The sequence below is a fragment of the Nonomuraea sp. PA05 genome (genome assembly GCF_008086045.1).
Taxonomy (GTDB): Bacteria; Actinomycetota; Actinomycetes; order Streptosporangiales; family Streptosporangiaceae; genus Nonomuraea; species Nonomuraea monospora.
In genome coordinates, this window is sequence record NZ_VSEY01000017.1 from 1 (window position 1) to 15,898 (window position 15,898).

Sequence of the window (15,898 nt, forward strand, 5' to 3'; positions counted from 1 at the left end):
CGCTCTATTTTGCTATGACGGCCGGGCGATCCCCGAGACGTTCGGCGTCGTTGCGCGGGATCACCAGGGCCGCGACCAGACTGATGGCCGACACCACGGCCAGGTAGGCAGTGATCGACAAGGACGTCCCGGTCGAGGCGAACAACGACGCGGCCACCAGCGGCGTGATCCCGCCGCCCAGCAGGGACGCGAGCTGGTAGGCCACCGACGTGCCCGAGTACCGGATCGCCACCGGGAAGAAGCTCGCGGTCAGCGTCCCCTGAGGGGCGTGCGTCATGGCCAGCACGGCGCCCATCACCAGCATGAACACCGCGATGAGCACGGGGTTGCCGGTGTTGACGACCGGCAGGATGGCCAGCGCGCCCGCCAGGAGCACCACCGAGCCCCAGGTGAAGACGGCCCGCAGGCCCAGCCGGTCTCCGAGGTGCGCCCAGAGCGGCGCGGTCACCAGCCAGACGGCGGCGCCGCCGATCACGCAGGTCAGCAGGAACGTGCGCGACAGGCCCGCCGCGGACTCGCCGTAGCCGAGGATGTAGACCATGAAGATGTAGGCCAGGGCGCTGTTGCCGATGATCACCCCGATGGTGTGCACCACCTCGCGCCAGTGTTCGCGCAGCACCACCGCGATCGGCAGTTTCACCGGCTTGCGGCGCTCCACGAGGTCGGCGTAGTCGGGGCTCTCCTCGATGCGCAGCCGCAGGTACAGGCCCACCACCACGAGCACGATGCTGAGCAGGAACGGCACCCGCCAGCCCCATGCCATGAAGCTCTCCTCGCCCAGCAGGGACGAGGTGCCGAGGAAGACGGCGTTGGCGCAGAGCATGCCCGCCGGGGTGCCCATCATCGGGAACGCCCCGTACAGGCCGCGCCGGCCCTTCGGCGCGTGCTCCATCGTCAGGACCACCGCGCCGCCCAGCTCGCCGCCGAGCCCGATGCCCTGGGCGATGCGCATCACCACGAGCAGGACGGCCGCCCACACGCCGAGCGTGTCGTACGTCGGCAGCACGCCGATCAGCGTGGTGCCGATCCCCATGATGAGCAGCGACACCACGAGCGTGTTGCGCCGCCCGATCCGGTCGCCGAAATGGCCGAACACGATGCCGCCGAGCGGCCTGGCGAGGAACCCGACGGTCATGGTGCCGAAGGAGGCGATGGAGCCGGCGACCGGATCCATGGCCGGGAAGAACTGCTTGTTGAAAACGAGGGCGGCGGCCGTGCCGTACAGGAAGAAGTCGTACCACTCGATGGCGGTGCCGATGAAGGCCGCCCGCGAGACGCGGCGGGCGGCCTGGCGGCGGTCTGTGTCCATCACACCTGTGCCTTCCGATGGGGGTAGGGACGAGGATGCACGCAGGTGGTATGCCAGGACGAATACCTATATGCGCCCCAGATATAGCAGGACGGATATATAACAAAGCGGAGATGGCCCGCCCTGATTTAGGTATTGGACTGTTATGGCGGACGATCACCACAATGGCCGTCATGAAGCCCGCGCACTACGTCAACGGCGTCTTCACGACGGCGGGGACGCCCTTCCCGCTCCGCTCACCCGCCGACGGACGCCAGATCGCCGCCGTACCCGAGGCCCCACGCGAGACGGTGGACGAGGCGGTGCGCGCCGCCCGCGCCGCGATGGACGGCGCCTGGGGCCGGACGAGCACCGAGGAGCGGTGCTCGTACCTGCGCCGGATCGCCGACGGCATCGAGGCCAGATTCGAGGAGTTCGTCGCCGCCGAGGTAGCCGACACCGGCAAGCCGCGCGAGCTGGCCGCGACGGTGGACATCCCGCGCGCCGCCGCCAACTTCCGCGCCTACGCCGACCTCGCCTACGGCCGCCCCGAACGCGCCTACCCGACCCACGTCCCCGGCTGGAGCGGCAGCGGCCACGCGCTGAACTACACCGTGCGCCGCCCCCTCGGCGTGGTCGCCGTCATCTCGCCGTGGAACCTGCCGCTGCTCCTGCTCACCTGGAAGGTCGCGCCCGCGCTCGCCGCGGGCAACGCCGTCGTCGCCAAGCCGTCGGAGGAGACCCCCTCGACCGCGACCCTGCTGGCCGAGGTGATCGACGCCGCGGGGCTGCCGGCGGGCGCGTTCAACCTCGTGCACGGCCACGGCGCCGGCGCGGCGGGGGAGCACCTGACCGCGCACCCGGGCGTGGACGCGATCGCCTTCACCGGCGCGTCCGCCACGGGCAGCGCCATCATGCGCAACGCCGCCGCGCACGTCACCCCGGTCTCGTTCGAACTGGGCGGCAAGAACGCCGCCCTCGTCTTCGCCGACGCCGACCTGGAGGAGGCCGTCGAGGGCACGCTGCGCTCCAGCTTCACCCACTCGGGCCAGATCTGCCTGTGCACCGAGCGCGTCTACGTGCAGCGGCCGGTCTTCGACGCGTTCGTGAGCGCGCTCGCCGAGCGGGCCGCCGCGCTGCGCGACTACGGGCCGATGATCTCCGCCGAGCACCGCGACAAGGTGCTGTCGTACTACCGGCTGGCGGTCGAGGAGGGCGCGACGGTGCTGGCCGGGGGCGGTGTCCCGGAGTTCGGCGACGAGCGCGACGGCGGCTACCACGTCGAGCCGACCGTCATCACGGGGCTGCCGCAGAGCGCGCGGACCGTGCGTGAGGAGGTCTTCGGGCCGATCTGCCACGTGGCGCCGTTCGATGAGGAGGACGAGGCCGTCCGCCTGGCCAACGACAGCCCGTACGGGCTGGCCGCCACGGTCTGGACCATGGACCTGTCGCGCGCCCACCGCGTCGCGCCCCGCATCGAGGCCGGGATCGTCTGGGTGAACTGCTGGAACCTGCGCGACCTGCGCACCCCCTTCGGCGGCGTCAAGGCCTCCGGCATCGGCCGCGAGGGCGGCGAGTACTCGCTCGACTTCTTCTCCGAGCCCGTGAACGTGTGCGTCAAGATTTGAGGACCCCCGTGACTTCCGTGACAGACGACCATCGCGCCGCCGCCGCGCGGCTGCTGGCCGCGTACGCGTCAGGCCGGCCGTGCGAGCCGGTCCGTGACCTGGTCGACGGCCTGGAGGCCGCCTACGCCGTGCAGGGCCTGCTCACCGAGCGGTGGCTCGGCGAGGGCCGGCGGCTCACCGGCCGCAAGATCGGCCTGACCAGCAGGGCCGTGCAGGAGCAGCTCGGCGTCGGCTCGCCCGACTTCGGCGCGTTGTTCGCCGACATGGCCGTGCCCGACGGCGCGGAGATCCCCGCCGGAGCCGTGCTCCAGCCGCGCGCCGAGGCCGAGGTCGCCCTCGTGCTGGAGCGCGACCTGCCGCACGAGCGGCACACCGTCGCCGACGTGATCGCCGCGACCGCGTTCGCGCTGCCCGCCGTCGAGGTGGTCGGCAGCCGCATCCGCGACTGGGACATCACGCTGGCCGACACCGTCGCCGACAACGCCTCCTCCGGCCTGTACGTGCTCGGCACCCGCCCCGTCCTCCTGCGCGAGGTGGACCTGCGGATGGCCGGGATGGTCATCGAGCGGCGCGGCGAACAGGTCTCGACCGGCATCGGCTCGGCCTGCCTCGGCCACCCGCTGCACGCCGCCGTCTGGCTGGCCGACACGCTCGCCGCGCTCGGGCAGCCGCTCCGGGCCGGCGACACGGTGCTGACCGGGGCGCTCGGACCTGTCGTCCCGGTACGGCCCGGTGATGTGCTGGAGGCCCGCATCGACGGGCTCGGAGACGTACGCGCGGCCTTCGCCGCCGCGGAAGGGGGAACCCCGTGAACGCGCTGGCCGAACTCCTGGACGAGGCCACCCTGGCGGGCCGCGCCATCCCGCGGCTGACCGACACGGCCGACCTCGACGTGCCCGCCGCCTACCAGGTGCAACGCGCCACCGTCGAGCGGCGGCTGGCCCGCGGCGAGCGGATCATCGGCGTCAAGATGGGCTTCACCAGCCGCGCCAAGATGGTGCAGATGGGCGTGGACGACGTCATCTGGGGCCTGCTCACCGACGCCATGCTCGTCCAGCACGACCTCGACATCGCCGGGCTCATCCACCCGCGGATCGAGCCGGAGATCGCGTTCCTGCTGGAGCGGCCCGTCCGCACCCCGGCCGACGCCGCGGCGGCCGTCGGCGGCGTCGCCGTCGGCTACGAGGTGCTCGACTCCCGCTACGAGGGCTTCAGCTTCACCCTGGCCGACGTCATCGCCGACAACGCCTCGGCCAGCGGCTTCGGCCACGGCCCCTGGCACCGCCCGCGCGACGTCGCCAACCTCGGCCTGGTCATGGAGATCGACGGCCGCGCCGTGGCGAGCGGCTCGTCGGCCGCCATCCTCGGCGACCCGCTCCGCTCCCTGACCGCCGCCGCCCGGCTGGCCTCCGCCGCAGGCATCGAGCTGCAGCCCGGCTGGGTCGTGCTCGCGGGCGCGGCCACCGCCGCCGTCCCGCTGCCCGCCGGGGCGCACGTACGCATCGCCGCGGCCGGGCTCGGCCACGTGGAGGTGACCACCCGATGACGAACGACGCTCTGCTGGTCGAGGGCAAAGCCCGCCCCCGTGGCCGGTTCCCGCACGTCAGGCGGGCGGGTGAGTTCGTGTTCGTCTCCGGCACCAGCTCGCGCCGCCCCGACGGCAGCTTCGCCGGGGCCGCCGCGGACGAGCTGGGCACCACCAGCCTCGACATCCGCGAGCAGACCAGGGCCGTCATCGAGAACGTCGCCGACCTGCTCGCCGCCGCCGGAGGAAGCCTGGCCGACGTGGTCAGCGTGACCACGTACCTGGTCAACATGAACGACTTCGGCGGCTACAACGAGGTCTACGGCGAGTTCTTCGACGAGAGCGGCCCCGCCCGCACCACGGTCGCCGTCCACCAGCTCCCGCACCCGCACCTGCTCATCGAGATCTCCTGCATCGCCCACCTACCGCAAAGGAGCCGGCCATGATGCCCCCCTTCAACCTCCAGGCGTGGATCGACGAGCACCAGGATCTGCTCAAGCCGCCGGTCGGCAACGCGCAGATCTGGAAGGACGCCGACCTCATGGTCACCGTCGTGGGCGGCCCCAACCAGCGCACCGACTTCCACGACGACCCCATCGAGGAGTTCTTCTACCAGCTCAAGGGCGGCATGGTGCTGCGGGTGATGGAGGAGGAGGGCAAGCCGCCAGTGGACGTCCAGATCAGGGAGGGCGACGTCTTCCTGCTGCCGCCGCACGTCCGGCACTCGCCGCAGCGGCCGGTGCCCGGCTCGATCGGCCTGGTCGTCGAGTTCGCCAGGCCGCAGGGCCACCTGGACGCCTTCGAGTGGTACTGCGTGAACTGCCACCGGCTCGTCCACCGGGCCGAGGTGCAGCTCGAGTCGATCGTGGACGACCTGCCGCCCGTCTTCCGCGCCTTCCACGAGGGCGACCGCACCTGCCCGCACTGCGGCGCCGAGCACCCCGGCAAGGACTGGCCCGACGAGCTGCGGCCGGTGGTCCGGTGACGGTGATCGACGTCCACACGCACGTCTTCCCGCGGATCTCCCGCGAGGAGGCCAGGACGCTCGCCGGAGCCGGCGAGCCCTGGCTGCGCGACGGCATGATGATGAGCGGCGAGGACGACTACCGCCCCGTCACGCCCGAGCTGTGGGACGCCGGGGCCCGCGTGGCCGCCATGGACAGGACCGGCGTGGACGTGCAGGCGGTCTCCTCGACACCGCTGCTGTTCGGCTACGCCGCCGACGCGGCCCGCGCGGCCGAGTGGTGCGCCATGGTCAACGACCGCATCCTGGCCTACTGCGCGCAGGCCCCCGACCGGCTGCTGCCGCTGTGCCAGGTGCCGTTGCAGGACGCGGGCCTGGCCGCCAGGACCGTCACCGAGGCCAAGGCCGCCGGGCACCGCGGCGTGCACATCGGCAACCACGTCGGCCCGCGCAACCTGGACGACCCGGACATCGTCGAGTTCCTCACGCACTGCGCCGAGCAGGACATGCCGGTGCTCGTGCACCCCTGGGACATGCTGGGCGCCGACCGCATGTCAGGCCACATGCTGCCGTGGCTGGTCGGCATGGCGGCCGAGACGCAGCTGGGCATCCTGTCGCTGATGCTCTCCGGAGCGTTCGAGCGGCTGCCGCGCTCGTTGCGGCTGTGCTTCTGCCACGGCGGGGGCAGCTTCGCCTTCCTGCTCGGACGGGCCGACAACGCCTGGCACAACCGCGACCTCGTCCGCGCGCACTCGCCCCGGCCGCCGTCGGCGTACACCGACCGGTTCTTCGTCGACTCGGCCGTGTTCGACCCGCGTGCCCTGCGGCTGCTGGTGGAGGTGATGGGGGCCGAGCGGGTGATGCTGGGCACCGACTTCCCGTTCCCGCTGGGTGAGCTGGAGCCGGGCGCGGTCGTGCGGGCCTGCCCCGAGCTGGACGACGCCGCCCGCGCCGCCGTCCTCGGCGGCAACGCCGCGGCCTTCCTCGGGCTCGCCCGATGACGCTCGCCCGCACACCGCTGGGCACGTTGCGCGGCCTCACCGCCGGTGGGGTGACGGCGTTCAAGGGCGTGCGGTACGCCGCGCCCGCCCGGCGCCTGGCCGCGCCGGAGCCCGCCCTGCCCTGGGACGGCGTGCGGGACGCCGTCGCGCCCGGCCCGCCCGCGCCGCAGCGGCCCGGCCGCATGGCCTGGGTGCCGGGCCTGGAGCTCGACCCCGCCACCTCCGGCGAGGACTGCCTGTACCTCAACGTCTGGACCCCCTCCTGCGAGGGCAGCCGGCCGGTGCTGGTGTTCCTGCACGGCGGCGCGTTCGTGTTCGGCTCCGGAGCCCAGGCCATGTACGACGGCACCGCCCTCGCCCGCGACCACGGCCTCGTCGTGGTCACCGTCAACTACCGGCTCGGCCTGCCCGGCCTCTGGTACGGCGACGGCGCACCCGCCAACCTGGCCCTGCGCGACCAGATCGCCGCCCTGGAATGGGTACGCGGCAATGTGGCGGCCTTCGGCGGCGACCCAGCCCGGGTCACCCTGGCCGGCCACTCCGCGGGCGGCACCTGCGTCCTGGCCCTCATGACCTGCGCCCCCGGCCTGTTCGCCAGGGCCGCGGCGATGAGCCCCGTCCCGTACGGCTTCCACACCCACGACCAGGCCCGCGCGTGGACGGGGGCGGCCGTCGCGGCGCTCGGCGGCCGGGACCCCGCGCGGGTGCCGCTCGCGGACCTGCTGGCCGCCGAGGCCGCCGCCGTGGGTGCCTGTGGCGCGGCCGGCGGGCTGCTGCCCGTGGCGCCCGTCGTGGACGGCGACCTGCTGGCCGTCCACCCCATGGACGCCATTCGCACGGGCGCCGCCGCCCAGGTGCCGCTCCTGGTGACGACGACCGCGGAGGAGACCCAGCTGTTCACCGCCATCGGACAGGACGGCCTGGACACCCAGGAGATCTTCGGCGGCCCCGCCGACGAGATCGTCACCGCCCACCGCGCTCCCGCCCGGCACCTGCTCTGCCGGCACCGCTCGCCGATGAGCCACGGCGGGGTCGCGCTGGGGGCGTGCCACCTCGTGGATGTGCCCCTCTACTTCGGCACCCACGGCACCTGTCTCACGGGGGCCGGGCCGGAGGTGGTGGCGATGGCACGGTCCATGGGCGACGAGTTCGCCCGGTTCTGCCGTGGTGGGGAGGAGGAATGAGCAGAGCCGAGGTCGGCCCACATCCGACCTGGATCAAGGTGATCTGAAACGCTGGAGGCCGCCGCGATGGCCGACATCGATCCCCGCCGCCGGACCCGACGTCAACATGGTGACTTGCGGCGGCCAGGCCACCGGGCCGATCGTGACCGCCGTCTCCCGAGATCGTCGCCTTGATCGCCCTTACAGCCCATGCCGGCAATCTCGACATCATGACGTCGGCGGCGCTACGGGTCGCGGCGAGGATGGCCGCACGACGAGTCTCCACGTCCAGGACGTGACCCTGCGCGACGGCATGCACGCCTTCAGGCACCGCCATACGACCGCCCAGGTCCCTGAGATCACCGCCGCCTCCGCCCTTTCGTCGCTGCTGCCCGGCATCGGCACCCTCGCCGATCCGCGCCTCGCCCACCCGCTCGGCGTACGGCCCGTGCGCGTGGCCACCCACTGCACCGAGGCTCGCGACGGATGATGCGGCCGGTCACCCGCTCGAGCCGGCGCACATCCTTCGCAGGCCCGGTCGCGGTCACGACGTGCTGCCGGAACAACAGGGCGCCGCCGTGCCGGTGCGCGCCCCGCGCACCAGAAGGCAGACGAATCCCGCCCTTTGGTGAGAAGGAGCACACGCCGACGGTTGAACACTCCGCCGACATGTCTCGTGCAAGCGGGCGAACGCCTGGAGTACGTCTACGAGATCAAGGTGCCGTAGGGCAGCAGCGACGCACCTCGTACCAGACCTCGCCCAGCCGGGCGTGCAGCTCCCGCGTCCTGGCGAACAGCCAGCGCGGGCTGCCCGCGGTCAGTTCCACTGGCTCGACGCGCAGGCCATCAGCCCTCCACCAAGTAGCGGCCCATCACGCCGCCGGTCACCGCGACGGTGCCAGATGCTGATCCCGGTGACTGAGGGTGGCGCCCAGAAAGCTCAGATGCCGTAACAAACGCCCACGCCCGGTAAAGTAGCGATCTTCGGCGGACGCGAGTTCCCGGAGTCCTGCGAGGCCAACCCATGACCGACCCCGATCAGACGTCCGCACGCCACCGCCTCGACACTGCTCTCGACGACCTGACCACCGTCTTCGGCGACATGACCGCCCACCCCGACGAGCACAACTGCGAGTGCCACTGGGGCAGCGCCGAAGAACTCGCCCTGCTCAAGACGGCGGGCGTGGAACTGCACCCCGACCTCCTGCGCCGCACCTGGTGGACCTCCGACTGGGACGACAACGCATCGGTGCTGCGCCGCATCCTGCCGCAGCTCGCCTCCGCCCTCGTCACCGGCCAGGTACTGCCCATGATCGGCATGGTGGACGTCGGCCGCTCACTCACCCGCGCCGACTGGCAGCACTGGCCCGCGGAGCAGACCGACGCGGTCCACAGATTCCTGACCGCGTGGTGGGTCTCCAGCCTCACCAGCCCCGACGCGGCCGTCCCTGCCCACGAGGTGCTCGAGGCATGCTCCGAGTCCTCCGCCACCCTCGACCCCTGGCTCGCCATCTGGCAGACGCTGCACGACCCTCTCGCCGACCAACGACTGACCGAAGCCGTGGCCTACTGGGAGCACGACCTGCTGCAGGACGACCTACCCTGGGACACCTGGCACGACGAACAGGTCGCCCTGACCATGAGGGCCACGCTGACCGCCTGGCTGGTCGAGCACGCCCCCGAGCGCCTGCGCGCCCACGGCGCACCCGAGCATCTCCTGCACCGGGTACGACTGCTCGGCCTCCTATAGACAGCCTCGCCCAGCGCGACCAGCCCGTGCCCGGTGTAGGCGGGGCCGTGGTTGCTACCCCGGGCTCCAGAACTGACAAGCTGGCGGCGGCGAACCGGTCACCCTGACCCGGCGGACAGGCCGTTCTGCTGCCGTTCGAGGCGGCCGCGGTGTGGCAGCGCCACCTGGATGAGCAAGACGCCGCTCAGCAGCGGCACACGCAGGAGAAGGCCACAGGCGAGCGGCTACCCACCGGACGCCGGCAGCCGGTCTGCCCCGGCTGCAAGTCCTCCCTCTTCCAGCTCACCTACACCGGGCCGGCCATCTACGCCTTGGTCAACACCGCCGATCCGGCCACCAGGGTGCAGGACGTGGTCGTCGACCCCGACCTCGGCCAGCTCGCCGCCGTGGCGTGGGTGCGTTGCGCATGCCTGGCCGTCCGAAGAAGCCCTGGACCTGCGTCTTTCGGCAGACGCCGAAACACTCTTACCGTGCGACGGTCGTGCGCCGATGCTGGGACCCGCGACGAGCGTTGCGAGTGCAACGGGCACCACGTCCGGCGGATAAGGCCTGCCTGGCACCGCCACGTAGCAGCGCATGAACGTTAAGGCCGAAGCAACTCCACGCCATAGCGAACAGAGGCGCCGATCAACTGATCGTCATCCAGTCGACCGACACAACAGCAGCGAAGCCTGATCCGCAGAGAGGAATCAGAACATGAAGCCGTCCCCAGTAAAGCTGTCCCGAGCCGCCGCGATCGGCGCTGCCGTGCTGCTCGGCCTGGGAGGCGCGGCCGTCACGCCCACCACGGCACATGCTGCGTCATCGCAGGGCATGTTCCTGGACGGGCCGTTCTACCTCATCAACGCCAACGGCAAGTACCTAGGGGCTGATGGAACGTGGCTCCGCCTTTACGGCAACGGCGGCGGCAACCGCTACTTCAACACGGTCCCGGACCGGGGCTACGTCACCTTCGAGCACAACGACTCCAAGAAGAACATCGGCACCGTCTACAACGACACCCACAGCGGTACGCGAGTCTTCCTGGCCAATCCGTCCGGCAGCGGAACCCAGGACTGGAGCGCCGTGCCCTTCGGCGGCGGAACCGAGTTCTTCGCGCTCCAGAACCTCGCCGCCATCGGCAAGTGCATGGGAATTTCAGGCGGCAGCAGCGGCACCGACATCGCCATCTTCCCTTGCGACAGAGCGCCCAACCAGCAGTGGAGACTGCAGCGGGTGCCGCGTTGACCGTGTCGTAAGAGCGCCCCGGACCCCATCGGTCCGGGGCGCCGGTCGCCACCCGCGTTCATCGCCGAGGCCAAGCCGTCATCGATCACCGGACGGACCAGCACGGCGACGAACGGCCGGCCATCTGGTCGCTCGGCGAGCAATCATGTCGCGCTGGAACTTCAGGACAGCGGCCAGGACGGAGACCATCATCTGGTGCCGGGGTCGTCGCTGGCCAGGTCGATCCCGGACAGCAGCCCGGATTCGACGCGCGGGTGGAGGCCGCGGCGGATGAGCACTGGGCGCAGGGCGAGGATGTCGGCGACGGAGCGGAACAGGCGGGCGAGCTGCCTGCCGACCAGCGTCTCGGGGGAGGCCGAAAGACGCTTCTCCTCTGACGGCCACGCACTGATGCTGGAGATTCGCCGGCGCTCGCAACGGCGGTGATGATCAGTGTGGGAGCCGGTCAGGCCCGAGCAAGCGACGCGGCAACCGTCCGTGACGCCGGAGCCATGGCCTCGTCGAACTGTACTGTCGGCATTCCCGCAACTGCACCACGGCCGCTGTTCAAGCGTTGGGCGGCAATGTGGTGCTCAATCTTCTGACCAGCAACGTGACTCCCTGCCTCTACCGAGTGCGGGACATCAGAAACGACGCGGTAGTTCGGGAAGAGCGTTTCATCGGAGCGTAGCGCCCCGTTCTCACCGGGCTTTACAGCTGGTACCGCCTAGAACTTCGCGGTTGCCTGCCCGGCTCTTGGGGATACATCGAGGGCTGAAGGTGAGTCCCGCGGCGACATGCCCGCAGCGATGGTCGAGTCGGCGAGGCCTGCGGCGGCGTCGTACACGTCCCGAATGACTGGTTCGGGCACGAAGCGCCCGAACCCCGGCACCTGACGGATCCGCGCCGCCAGGGCGCGTCGTCCGTGGATGCATCGAGGTGATCCTCGGTGACGCCTGGCCTGTCCGGCCAGGATCCCGGCCAAACAGGCCAGGCGGGTGCGGCGGGCCTCTCCACCTGCGCGCCGCGTGGCAGCCCCATCGTGGACGCAAGCTGTTCAACGAAGATCGGGGATGCGTTCGCCATCCTTCGCCGGGCGCTGGGCCGGTGATGAAGCCGGCCACGCAACGTCGTCGACCGCGAGCCACGGCGCGACGGCCAGGGCCGCGGGCGTGAGCCCGGCGAACGTCGCAACCTCCCGGTGCAGGTGGGACTGGTCGACGTAGCCGCTCTCGGCGGCGACGCGGGCGGCGGCGTGACCCGCCGCGATCAGATGGGCGGCGTGGTCGAAGCGCACCAGCCGGGCGGCGCGTTTGGGCGTGATGCCGAGCTGGGCCCGGAAGCGGGACCACAGGCGCTTGCGGCTCCAGCCGACCTCGTCCGCCAGGCCGTCGACCCGCACCCGCCCCCGCCCGCCGAACGTCCGCCGCCAGGCGTGGGCGACCTCGGGGTCGACCGGCGGGTGGGCGCCCAGCCGCCGGCCCAGGATGTCCGCCGCGATCGCGAAGCGTTCGTCCCACGACGCGGCGGCGCGCAGCCTGTCCTCGGCCTGCCCGGCGTCGCGGCCCCAGACGTCCTCGAGGGCTGCCACCGTCCCGCTGAGCTCGGCCGATGCGCCGAACAACGTGGCCGCCGCGACCGGCTCCAGCCGGATCTGGAGCAGCTCGCCGGCTCCCCGGCCGGTCGCCCGGAGGTCGCCGGGCAGGAGCCCGACGACGACACTGCCGTGCTCGTGCCGGCCATGGGTTTCGTAGGCGACGCCGGCTCCCTCGCTCAGATCGACGAGCAGGGTGACGGACGGGTACGCGACCATGGAGATGTCCACCGAGGCCGGGGCGCGGTGGCGGAACCCGGCCATGCTGACTCCCGGCAGCCCAACCGACGGGCTCGGGATCGCGACGTCCACCCATGCCCGGCCAGGTGACGTCCCAGTCGGCAACACTTGGCCAGTCCGGGCATCAGGCATTGCGGATGGTCGACGGCCCCGTTGCCGTGAAGCTCAGCAGCAGTTCGCCAACCGTCTCGGGCGCTTCCAGCATGGGCAGGTGCCCGACGCCGGGCAGCAGCACGACCCGGGCGTCCGGCACCGCGTCGTAGCGGTGCGCCGAGGACGGCTCCCAGCGGGGGTCGGCAGCACCGAAGATCACCTGTACGGGGAGGCCGAGGGCGGCCAGACGCTCGGGCACGCTCCGTTCGGCGATGTAGGCGGTGTTGCGGTGCAGCACCGTCCGCATCATGCGGTAGGTGATGCCCTGTACGTCGGCGACCACGTCGTCCGGGAGATCCACCGGGCGGACGGCCGTCGCGCTGATCCCCTTGCGGATCATCGCGTCCGAACGCCTCGGCCACAGGAGCGGGCCCAGCGGCGGGGCCAGCAGGAGCCGAAGGATGAACGGCTGCCGGAGGAGCGCATCCGGGCTCGGGCCGCTACTGATCAACGCAAGCGAACCGACGAGGTCGGAACGTTGCTCGGCGAGTGCGGTGGCGACGTAGCCGCCGCTGGAGTGCCCGGCCACGGCGACGTGACGAAGGCCGAGGCCGTCCAGCAGCGCCGCCACCTGGCCCGCTTGCGCGGGCACGTCATACGACGGCGCGGGCGGGGACTGGCCGCAACCCGGCAGGTCGACCCGGATGACGTGATGGTGGCCGGCCAGTGCCGGGACCACCGGACCCCAGAAGGCGCCCGAGGCCCCCGATCCGTGGATGAGCAGCAACGGCGGCGCCTGCCGCGGGCCGTCATGGACCACGTGCATCCCATGCGAGTGCTCAATGTCGTATTCACTCATGCGGAGACTCTGCACGGGCGACCGGCTGTCGGTCTTGGACAAATGTTCCCGCAAAGATGAAACCCGGGCGGTCGTCACCATGCCGGCTTGACGTAGGCCCGGTCTGGTGAGCTCGCCTATTCAACTGTCGTCGGTTCTCAGCTGAGGCAGGGGCCGAGGTGACTGAGAGTGGTCGCCCGGAGCGTATCGGCTGTAGGTGATTCCGATGAGGGCGGCAATTCGGGTTGCGGTGCCGGGGTGGTAGTTCAGGGCGTCAGCGACAACAGGGGCTGGGCTTTCGCGGATGTGCTGGCGGATGGCGGCTCCTCGACTGGCGGTGGTGGGGATACCCATGCTGGTGATCTGGCCGGCGAGGAACTCGTGGCGGAGGGCCTGGCCGGGGCGGCGTCCGGGAAACAGCCAGCGCGAGTCGACGCAGAGGTTCACAGAAGATGCTACGGTTGCTGTTGAAGTGGCGAACAGGCCCATTCTTGGAGATCGGAGGAGATGCGCGATGACGGTCGTGGTGACCACCGCTGTGTGCGGTGCCCGACTCGTTCGCATCTCTCGGGTCTCGGCCTGACCTTTCCTCTGCCAGCCTCCCCTCTGCGGGAGTGGTTCCGGCACGTCTGACGTCCGGCGAGACCCCCTTTCAAGGGTCTCTTCAATTGTTTCACCAACACGCTTCACACCCATCTGCTCTCTCCCATTTTTCGCGCGTCCTGACCTTGGCCGACTACGGCTGGGACACGGAGCGTGAGCGGTCCTTCGGTCCGTCGCGGGCCGGGGGACTGGTGCCGGGCCGCGTCGTGCGGGCCGAGCGCGGTCTCTGCGACGTCGTCGCCGAGACCGGCCCCGTCCGCGCGATGGTCCTCCTCTCCCCGGGCGCCGGTGATCGGCTGACGCCGTGCACCGGCGACTGGGTGGCCGTCCGGCCGGCCGGCGCAGCGACCTCCGCCACCGTGGTGGAGGTGCTGGAGCGCCGGACCGCCGTGGTCCGCTCCACCTCTTCGCGCACCTCCCGAGCCCAGGTACTGGCCGCGAACGTCGACACCGTGGCGGTGGCCGTCTCCCTCGCCGACCCGCTCAAGCTCGGCCGGATCGAGCGGATGCTCACCCTGGCATGGGAAAGCGGCGCCACGCCCGTGGTGATGCTCACCAAGGCCGACCGGTCCGCCGACCCCGCCTCGGCGGCGTCCGAGGTGGCCCAGGCGGCCCCGGGCGTGGAGGTGCTGGTTACCAGCGCCACCACCGGCGAGGGCCTGGACGTCCTGGCTGCCGTCCTGTCAGGCACGGTCGTCCTGCTCGGGCCCTCGGGCGCGGGCAAGTCCACCCTCGGTAACCGCCTGCTGGGCGAGGACCTCCTGGCCACCGGCGCGGTGCGCGGCAGCGACGGCAAGGGCCGGCACACCACCGCGTGGCGCGAACTGGTGCCGCTGCCCCATGGCGGAGTCCTGCTGGACACCCCGGGCCTGCGCGGCGTCGGTCTGCACGACGCCGACGACGGCCTGGAGCACACCTTCGCCGAGATCACCGAGCTGGCCCGAGACTGCCGTTTCGGGGACTGCGCTCACAGCACCGAACCGGGCTGCGCCGTGCTGGCCGCCGTCGAGGACGGCCGCCTCACCCAGCGGCGCCTCGACAGCTATCACCGGCTCCAGCGCGAGAACGCCTACGCCGCCTCCCGCACCGACGCGCGGCTGCGCGCCGAGCTGGAACGGCCCCTGAAGCAGATCTCGCGACAGGTGCGCGCACTCAAGCAGTCCTCCCACTTCAAGGCATGACGGAAAGGAATCAGGTCATGGACCTTCCCCGCATCTTCACCATCCGCGAGAGCAACCACCGCATCCACAACCCGCTGACCGCGGACAAGTTCGCCACCCTGGGCGAATCCCTCCGCCTCCCCACTGGGACCCGGGTACTCGACCTGGCCAGCGGCTCGGGCGAAATGCTCTGCACCTGGGCCCGCGACCTGGGCTTCACCGGCACCGGGGTCGACATCAGCACGCTCTTCACCGAGCAAGCCCGGGCCCGCGCCGCCGAACTCGGCGTCGCCGACCAGGTCGAGTTCCTCCACGGTGACGCCGCCGGCCACGTCGCCGACCAGCCGGTCGATCTGGCCGCCTGCGTCGGCGCCACCTGGATCGGCAACGGCGTCGCCGGAACGACCCAACTGCTCCAGCGCAGCCTCCGCCCGGGAGGAATGATGCTGATCGGCGAACCCTTCTGGCGGCAGACCCCGCCGGACGAGGAGACCGCCAAGGCATGCCACGCCACCTCCATCGCCGACTTCCTGCTCCTCCCCGCTCTGATCGAGCAGTTCCAGGAACTCGGGTACGACGTCGTGGAAATGATGCTGGCCGACCAGAACAGCTGGGACCGCTACGCCGCGGCTCAGTGGCTCAGCATGCGCCGCTGGCTCGATGAGAACCCGGACGACGAACTCGCTCCCGACGTACGGGAAGAACTCACCACCGAGCCCGCCCACTACGCCCGTTACGGGCGTGAGTACCTGAGCTGGGGCGTCTTCGCCCTCATGAAGCGCTGACAACCCCGTCCCGGGTGGGCCCAGACGTCAAACCGTTCTGGGCCCCACCCGGGACCCTTC

General features: G+C 71.3%; 15 protein-coding genes. 12 read left to right on the top strand and 3 right to left on the bottom strand.

Annotated elements, in window-relative coordinates:
* Positions 1-4: 4 nt before the first annotated feature.
* Entirely contained in the window at positions 5-1,309 is a 1,305-nt protein-coding gene (locus tag FXF51_RS25840) for an MFS transporter (protein ID WP_148437261.1), read from the bottom strand.
* 173 nt (positions 1,310-1,482) lie between these two features.
* Here FXF51_RS25840 and FXF51_RS25845 point away from each other — a divergent pair, with 173 nt between their 5' ends.
* From FXF51_RS25845 to FXF51_RS25890, 10 genes are all read left to right on the top strand, one after another.
* Positions 1,483-2,916 carry a 2-hydroxymuconic semialdehyde dehydrogenase gene (locus tag FXF51_RS25845; protein ID WP_148437262.1) on the top strand — a complete coding sequence of 478 codons (1,434 nt, stop codon included), beginning with the start codon at positions 1,483-1,485 and terminating at the stop codon, positions 2,914-2,916.
* An 8-nt stretch (positions 2,917-2,924) separates the two neighbouring features.
* Positions 2,925-3,728, top strand: coding sequence for a 2-keto-4-pentenoate hydratase (locus FXF51_RS25850; protein WP_316247640.1), 804 nt, complete (start codon positions 2,925-2,927; stop codon positions 3,726-3,728).
* A complete protein-coding gene (locus FXF51_RS25855; protein WP_222871457.1) occupies positions 3,725-4,462 on the top strand; it encodes a 2-keto-4-pentenoate hydratase in 738 nt (245 codons plus the stop codon). The genes FXF51_RS25850 and FXF51_RS25855 overlap by 4 nt, the downstream gene beginning before the upstream one ends.
* Positions 4,459-4,887 (top strand): RidA family protein, encoded by a 429-nt coding sequence (locus FXF51_RS25860; protein WP_148437263.1) that lies wholly within the window; start codon positions 4,459-4,461, stop codon positions 4,885-4,887. The genes FXF51_RS25855 and FXF51_RS25860 overlap by 4 nt, the downstream gene beginning before the upstream one ends.
* Positions 4,884-5,426 carry a 3-hydroxyanthranilate 3,4-dioxygenase gene (locus tag FXF51_RS25865; RefSeq protein ID WP_148437264.1) on the top strand — a complete coding sequence of 181 codons (543 nt, stop codon included), beginning with the start codon at positions 4,884-4,886 and terminating at the stop codon, positions 5,424-5,426. The genes FXF51_RS25860 and FXF51_RS25865 overlap by 4 nt, the downstream gene beginning before the upstream one ends.
* Positions 5,423-6,406 carry an amidohydrolase family protein gene (locus FXF51_RS25870; protein ID WP_148437265.1) on the top strand — a complete coding sequence of 328 codons (984 nt, stop codon included), beginning with the start codon at positions 5,423-5,425 and terminating at the stop codon, positions 6,404-6,406. Before FXF51_RS25865 ends, FXF51_RS25870 begins: the two co-directional genes overlap by 4 nt.
* Positions 6,403-7,590 carry a carboxylesterase family protein gene (locus FXF51_RS25875; protein WP_148437266.1) on the top strand — a complete coding sequence of 396 codons (1,188 nt, stop codon included), beginning with the start codon at positions 6,403-6,405 and terminating at the stop codon, positions 7,588-7,590. The genes FXF51_RS25870 and FXF51_RS25875 overlap by 4 nt, the downstream gene beginning before the upstream one ends.
* 274 nt (positions 7,591-7,864) lie before the next feature.
* Positions 7,865-8,059 (top strand): hypothetical protein, encoded by a 195-nt coding sequence (locus FXF51_RS25880; protein WP_148437267.1) that lies wholly within the window; start codon positions 7,865-7,867, stop codon positions 8,057-8,059.
* 534 nt (positions 8,060-8,593) lie between these two features.
* A complete protein-coding gene (locus tag FXF51_RS25885) occupies positions 8,594-9,319 on the top strand; it encodes a hypothetical protein (RefSeq protein WP_148437268.1) in 726 nt (241 codons plus the stop codon).
* A 696-nt stretch (positions 9,320-10,015) separates the two neighbouring features.
* On the top strand, positions 10,016-10,546 hold the full coding sequence (locus FXF51_RS25890; protein WP_148437269.1) for an RICIN domain-containing protein: 531 nt from the start codon (positions 10,016-10,018) through the stop codon (positions 10,544-10,546).
* A gap of 1,036 nt (positions 10,547-11,582) precedes the next feature.
* Here the strand turns inward: FXF51_RS25890 and FXF51_RS25895 are convergent.
* Both FXF51_RS25895 and FXF51_RS25900 read right to left on the bottom strand, forming a co-directional pair.
* Positions 11,583-12,383: an AraC family transcriptional regulator gene (locus FXF51_RS25895; RefSeq protein ID WP_148437270.1), complete on the bottom strand. Its 801-nt coding sequence runs from the start codon at positions 12,381-12,383 to the stop codon at positions 11,583-11,585.
* Positions 12,384-12,483: 100 nt separating this feature from the next.
* Positions 12,484-13,311, bottom strand: coding sequence for an alpha/beta fold hydrolase (locus tag FXF51_RS25900; protein WP_187414568.1), 828 nt, complete (start codon positions 13,309-13,311; stop codon positions 12,484-12,486).
* Between the two features lie 707 nt (positions 13,312-14,018).
* On the opposite strand from FXF51_RS25900, the gene rsgA reads away from it, so the two are divergent.
* The gene (rsgA, locus tag FXF51_RS25910; RefSeq protein ID WP_262379842.1) at positions 14,019-15,074 is read left to right on the top strand and encodes a ribosome small subunit-dependent GTPase A; all 1,056 of its coding nucleotides are present in this window, start codon (positions 14,019-14,021) and stop codon (positions 15,072-15,074) included.
* Positions 15,075-15,091: 17 nt separating this feature from the next.
* A complete protein-coding gene (locus FXF51_RS25915; RefSeq protein WP_148437274.1) occupies positions 15,092-15,838 on the top strand; it encodes an SAM-dependent methyltransferase in 747 nt (248 codons plus the stop codon).
* Positions 15,839-15,898: the final 60 nt, after the last annotated feature.

What these genes read in the sequence shown, in the direction of transcription:
- FXF51_RS25915 (WP_148437274.1), top strand. Translation starts at nt 15,092, where the DNA reads ATGGACCTTCCCCGCATCTTCACCATCCGCGAGAGCAACCACCGCATC.
- FXF51_RS25875 (WP_148437266.1), top strand. Translation starts at nt 6,403, where the DNA reads ATGACGCTCGCCCGCACACCGCTGGGCACGTTGCGCGGCCTCACCGCC.
- FXF51_RS25885 (WP_148437268.1), top strand. Translation starts at nt 8,594, where the DNA reads ATGACCGACCCCGATCAGACGTCCGCACGCCACCGCCTCGACACTGCT.
- FXF51_RS25895 (WP_148437270.1), bottom strand. Translation starts at nt 12,383, where the DNA reads ATGGCCGGGTTCCGCCACCGCGCCCCGGCCTCGGTGGACATCTCCATG.
- FXF51_RS25890 (WP_148437269.1), top strand. Translation starts at nt 10,016, where the DNA reads ATGAAGCCGTCCCCAGTAAAGCTGTCCCGAGCCGCCGCGATCGGCGCT.
- FXF51_RS25840 (WP_148437261.1), bottom strand. Translation starts at nt 1,309, where the DNA reads ATGGACACAGACCGCCGCCAGGCCGCCCGCCGCGTCTCGCGGGCGGCC.
- FXF51_RS25900 (WP_187414568.1), bottom strand. Translation starts at nt 13,311, where the DNA reads ATGAGTGAATACGACATTGAGCACTCGCATGGGATGCACGTGGTCCAT.
- FXF51_RS25865 (WP_148437264.1), top strand. Translation starts at nt 4,884, where the DNA reads ATGATGCCCCCCTTCAACCTCCAGGCGTGGATCGACGAGCACCAGGAT.
- FXF51_RS25860 (WP_148437263.1), top strand. Translation starts at nt 4,459, where the DNA reads ATGACGAACGACGCTCTGCTGGTCGAGGGCAAAGCCCGCCCCCGTGGC.
- FXF51_RS25845 (WP_148437262.1), top strand. Translation starts at nt 1,483, where the DNA reads ATGAAGCCCGCGCACTACGTCAACGGCGTCTTCACGACGGCGGGGACG.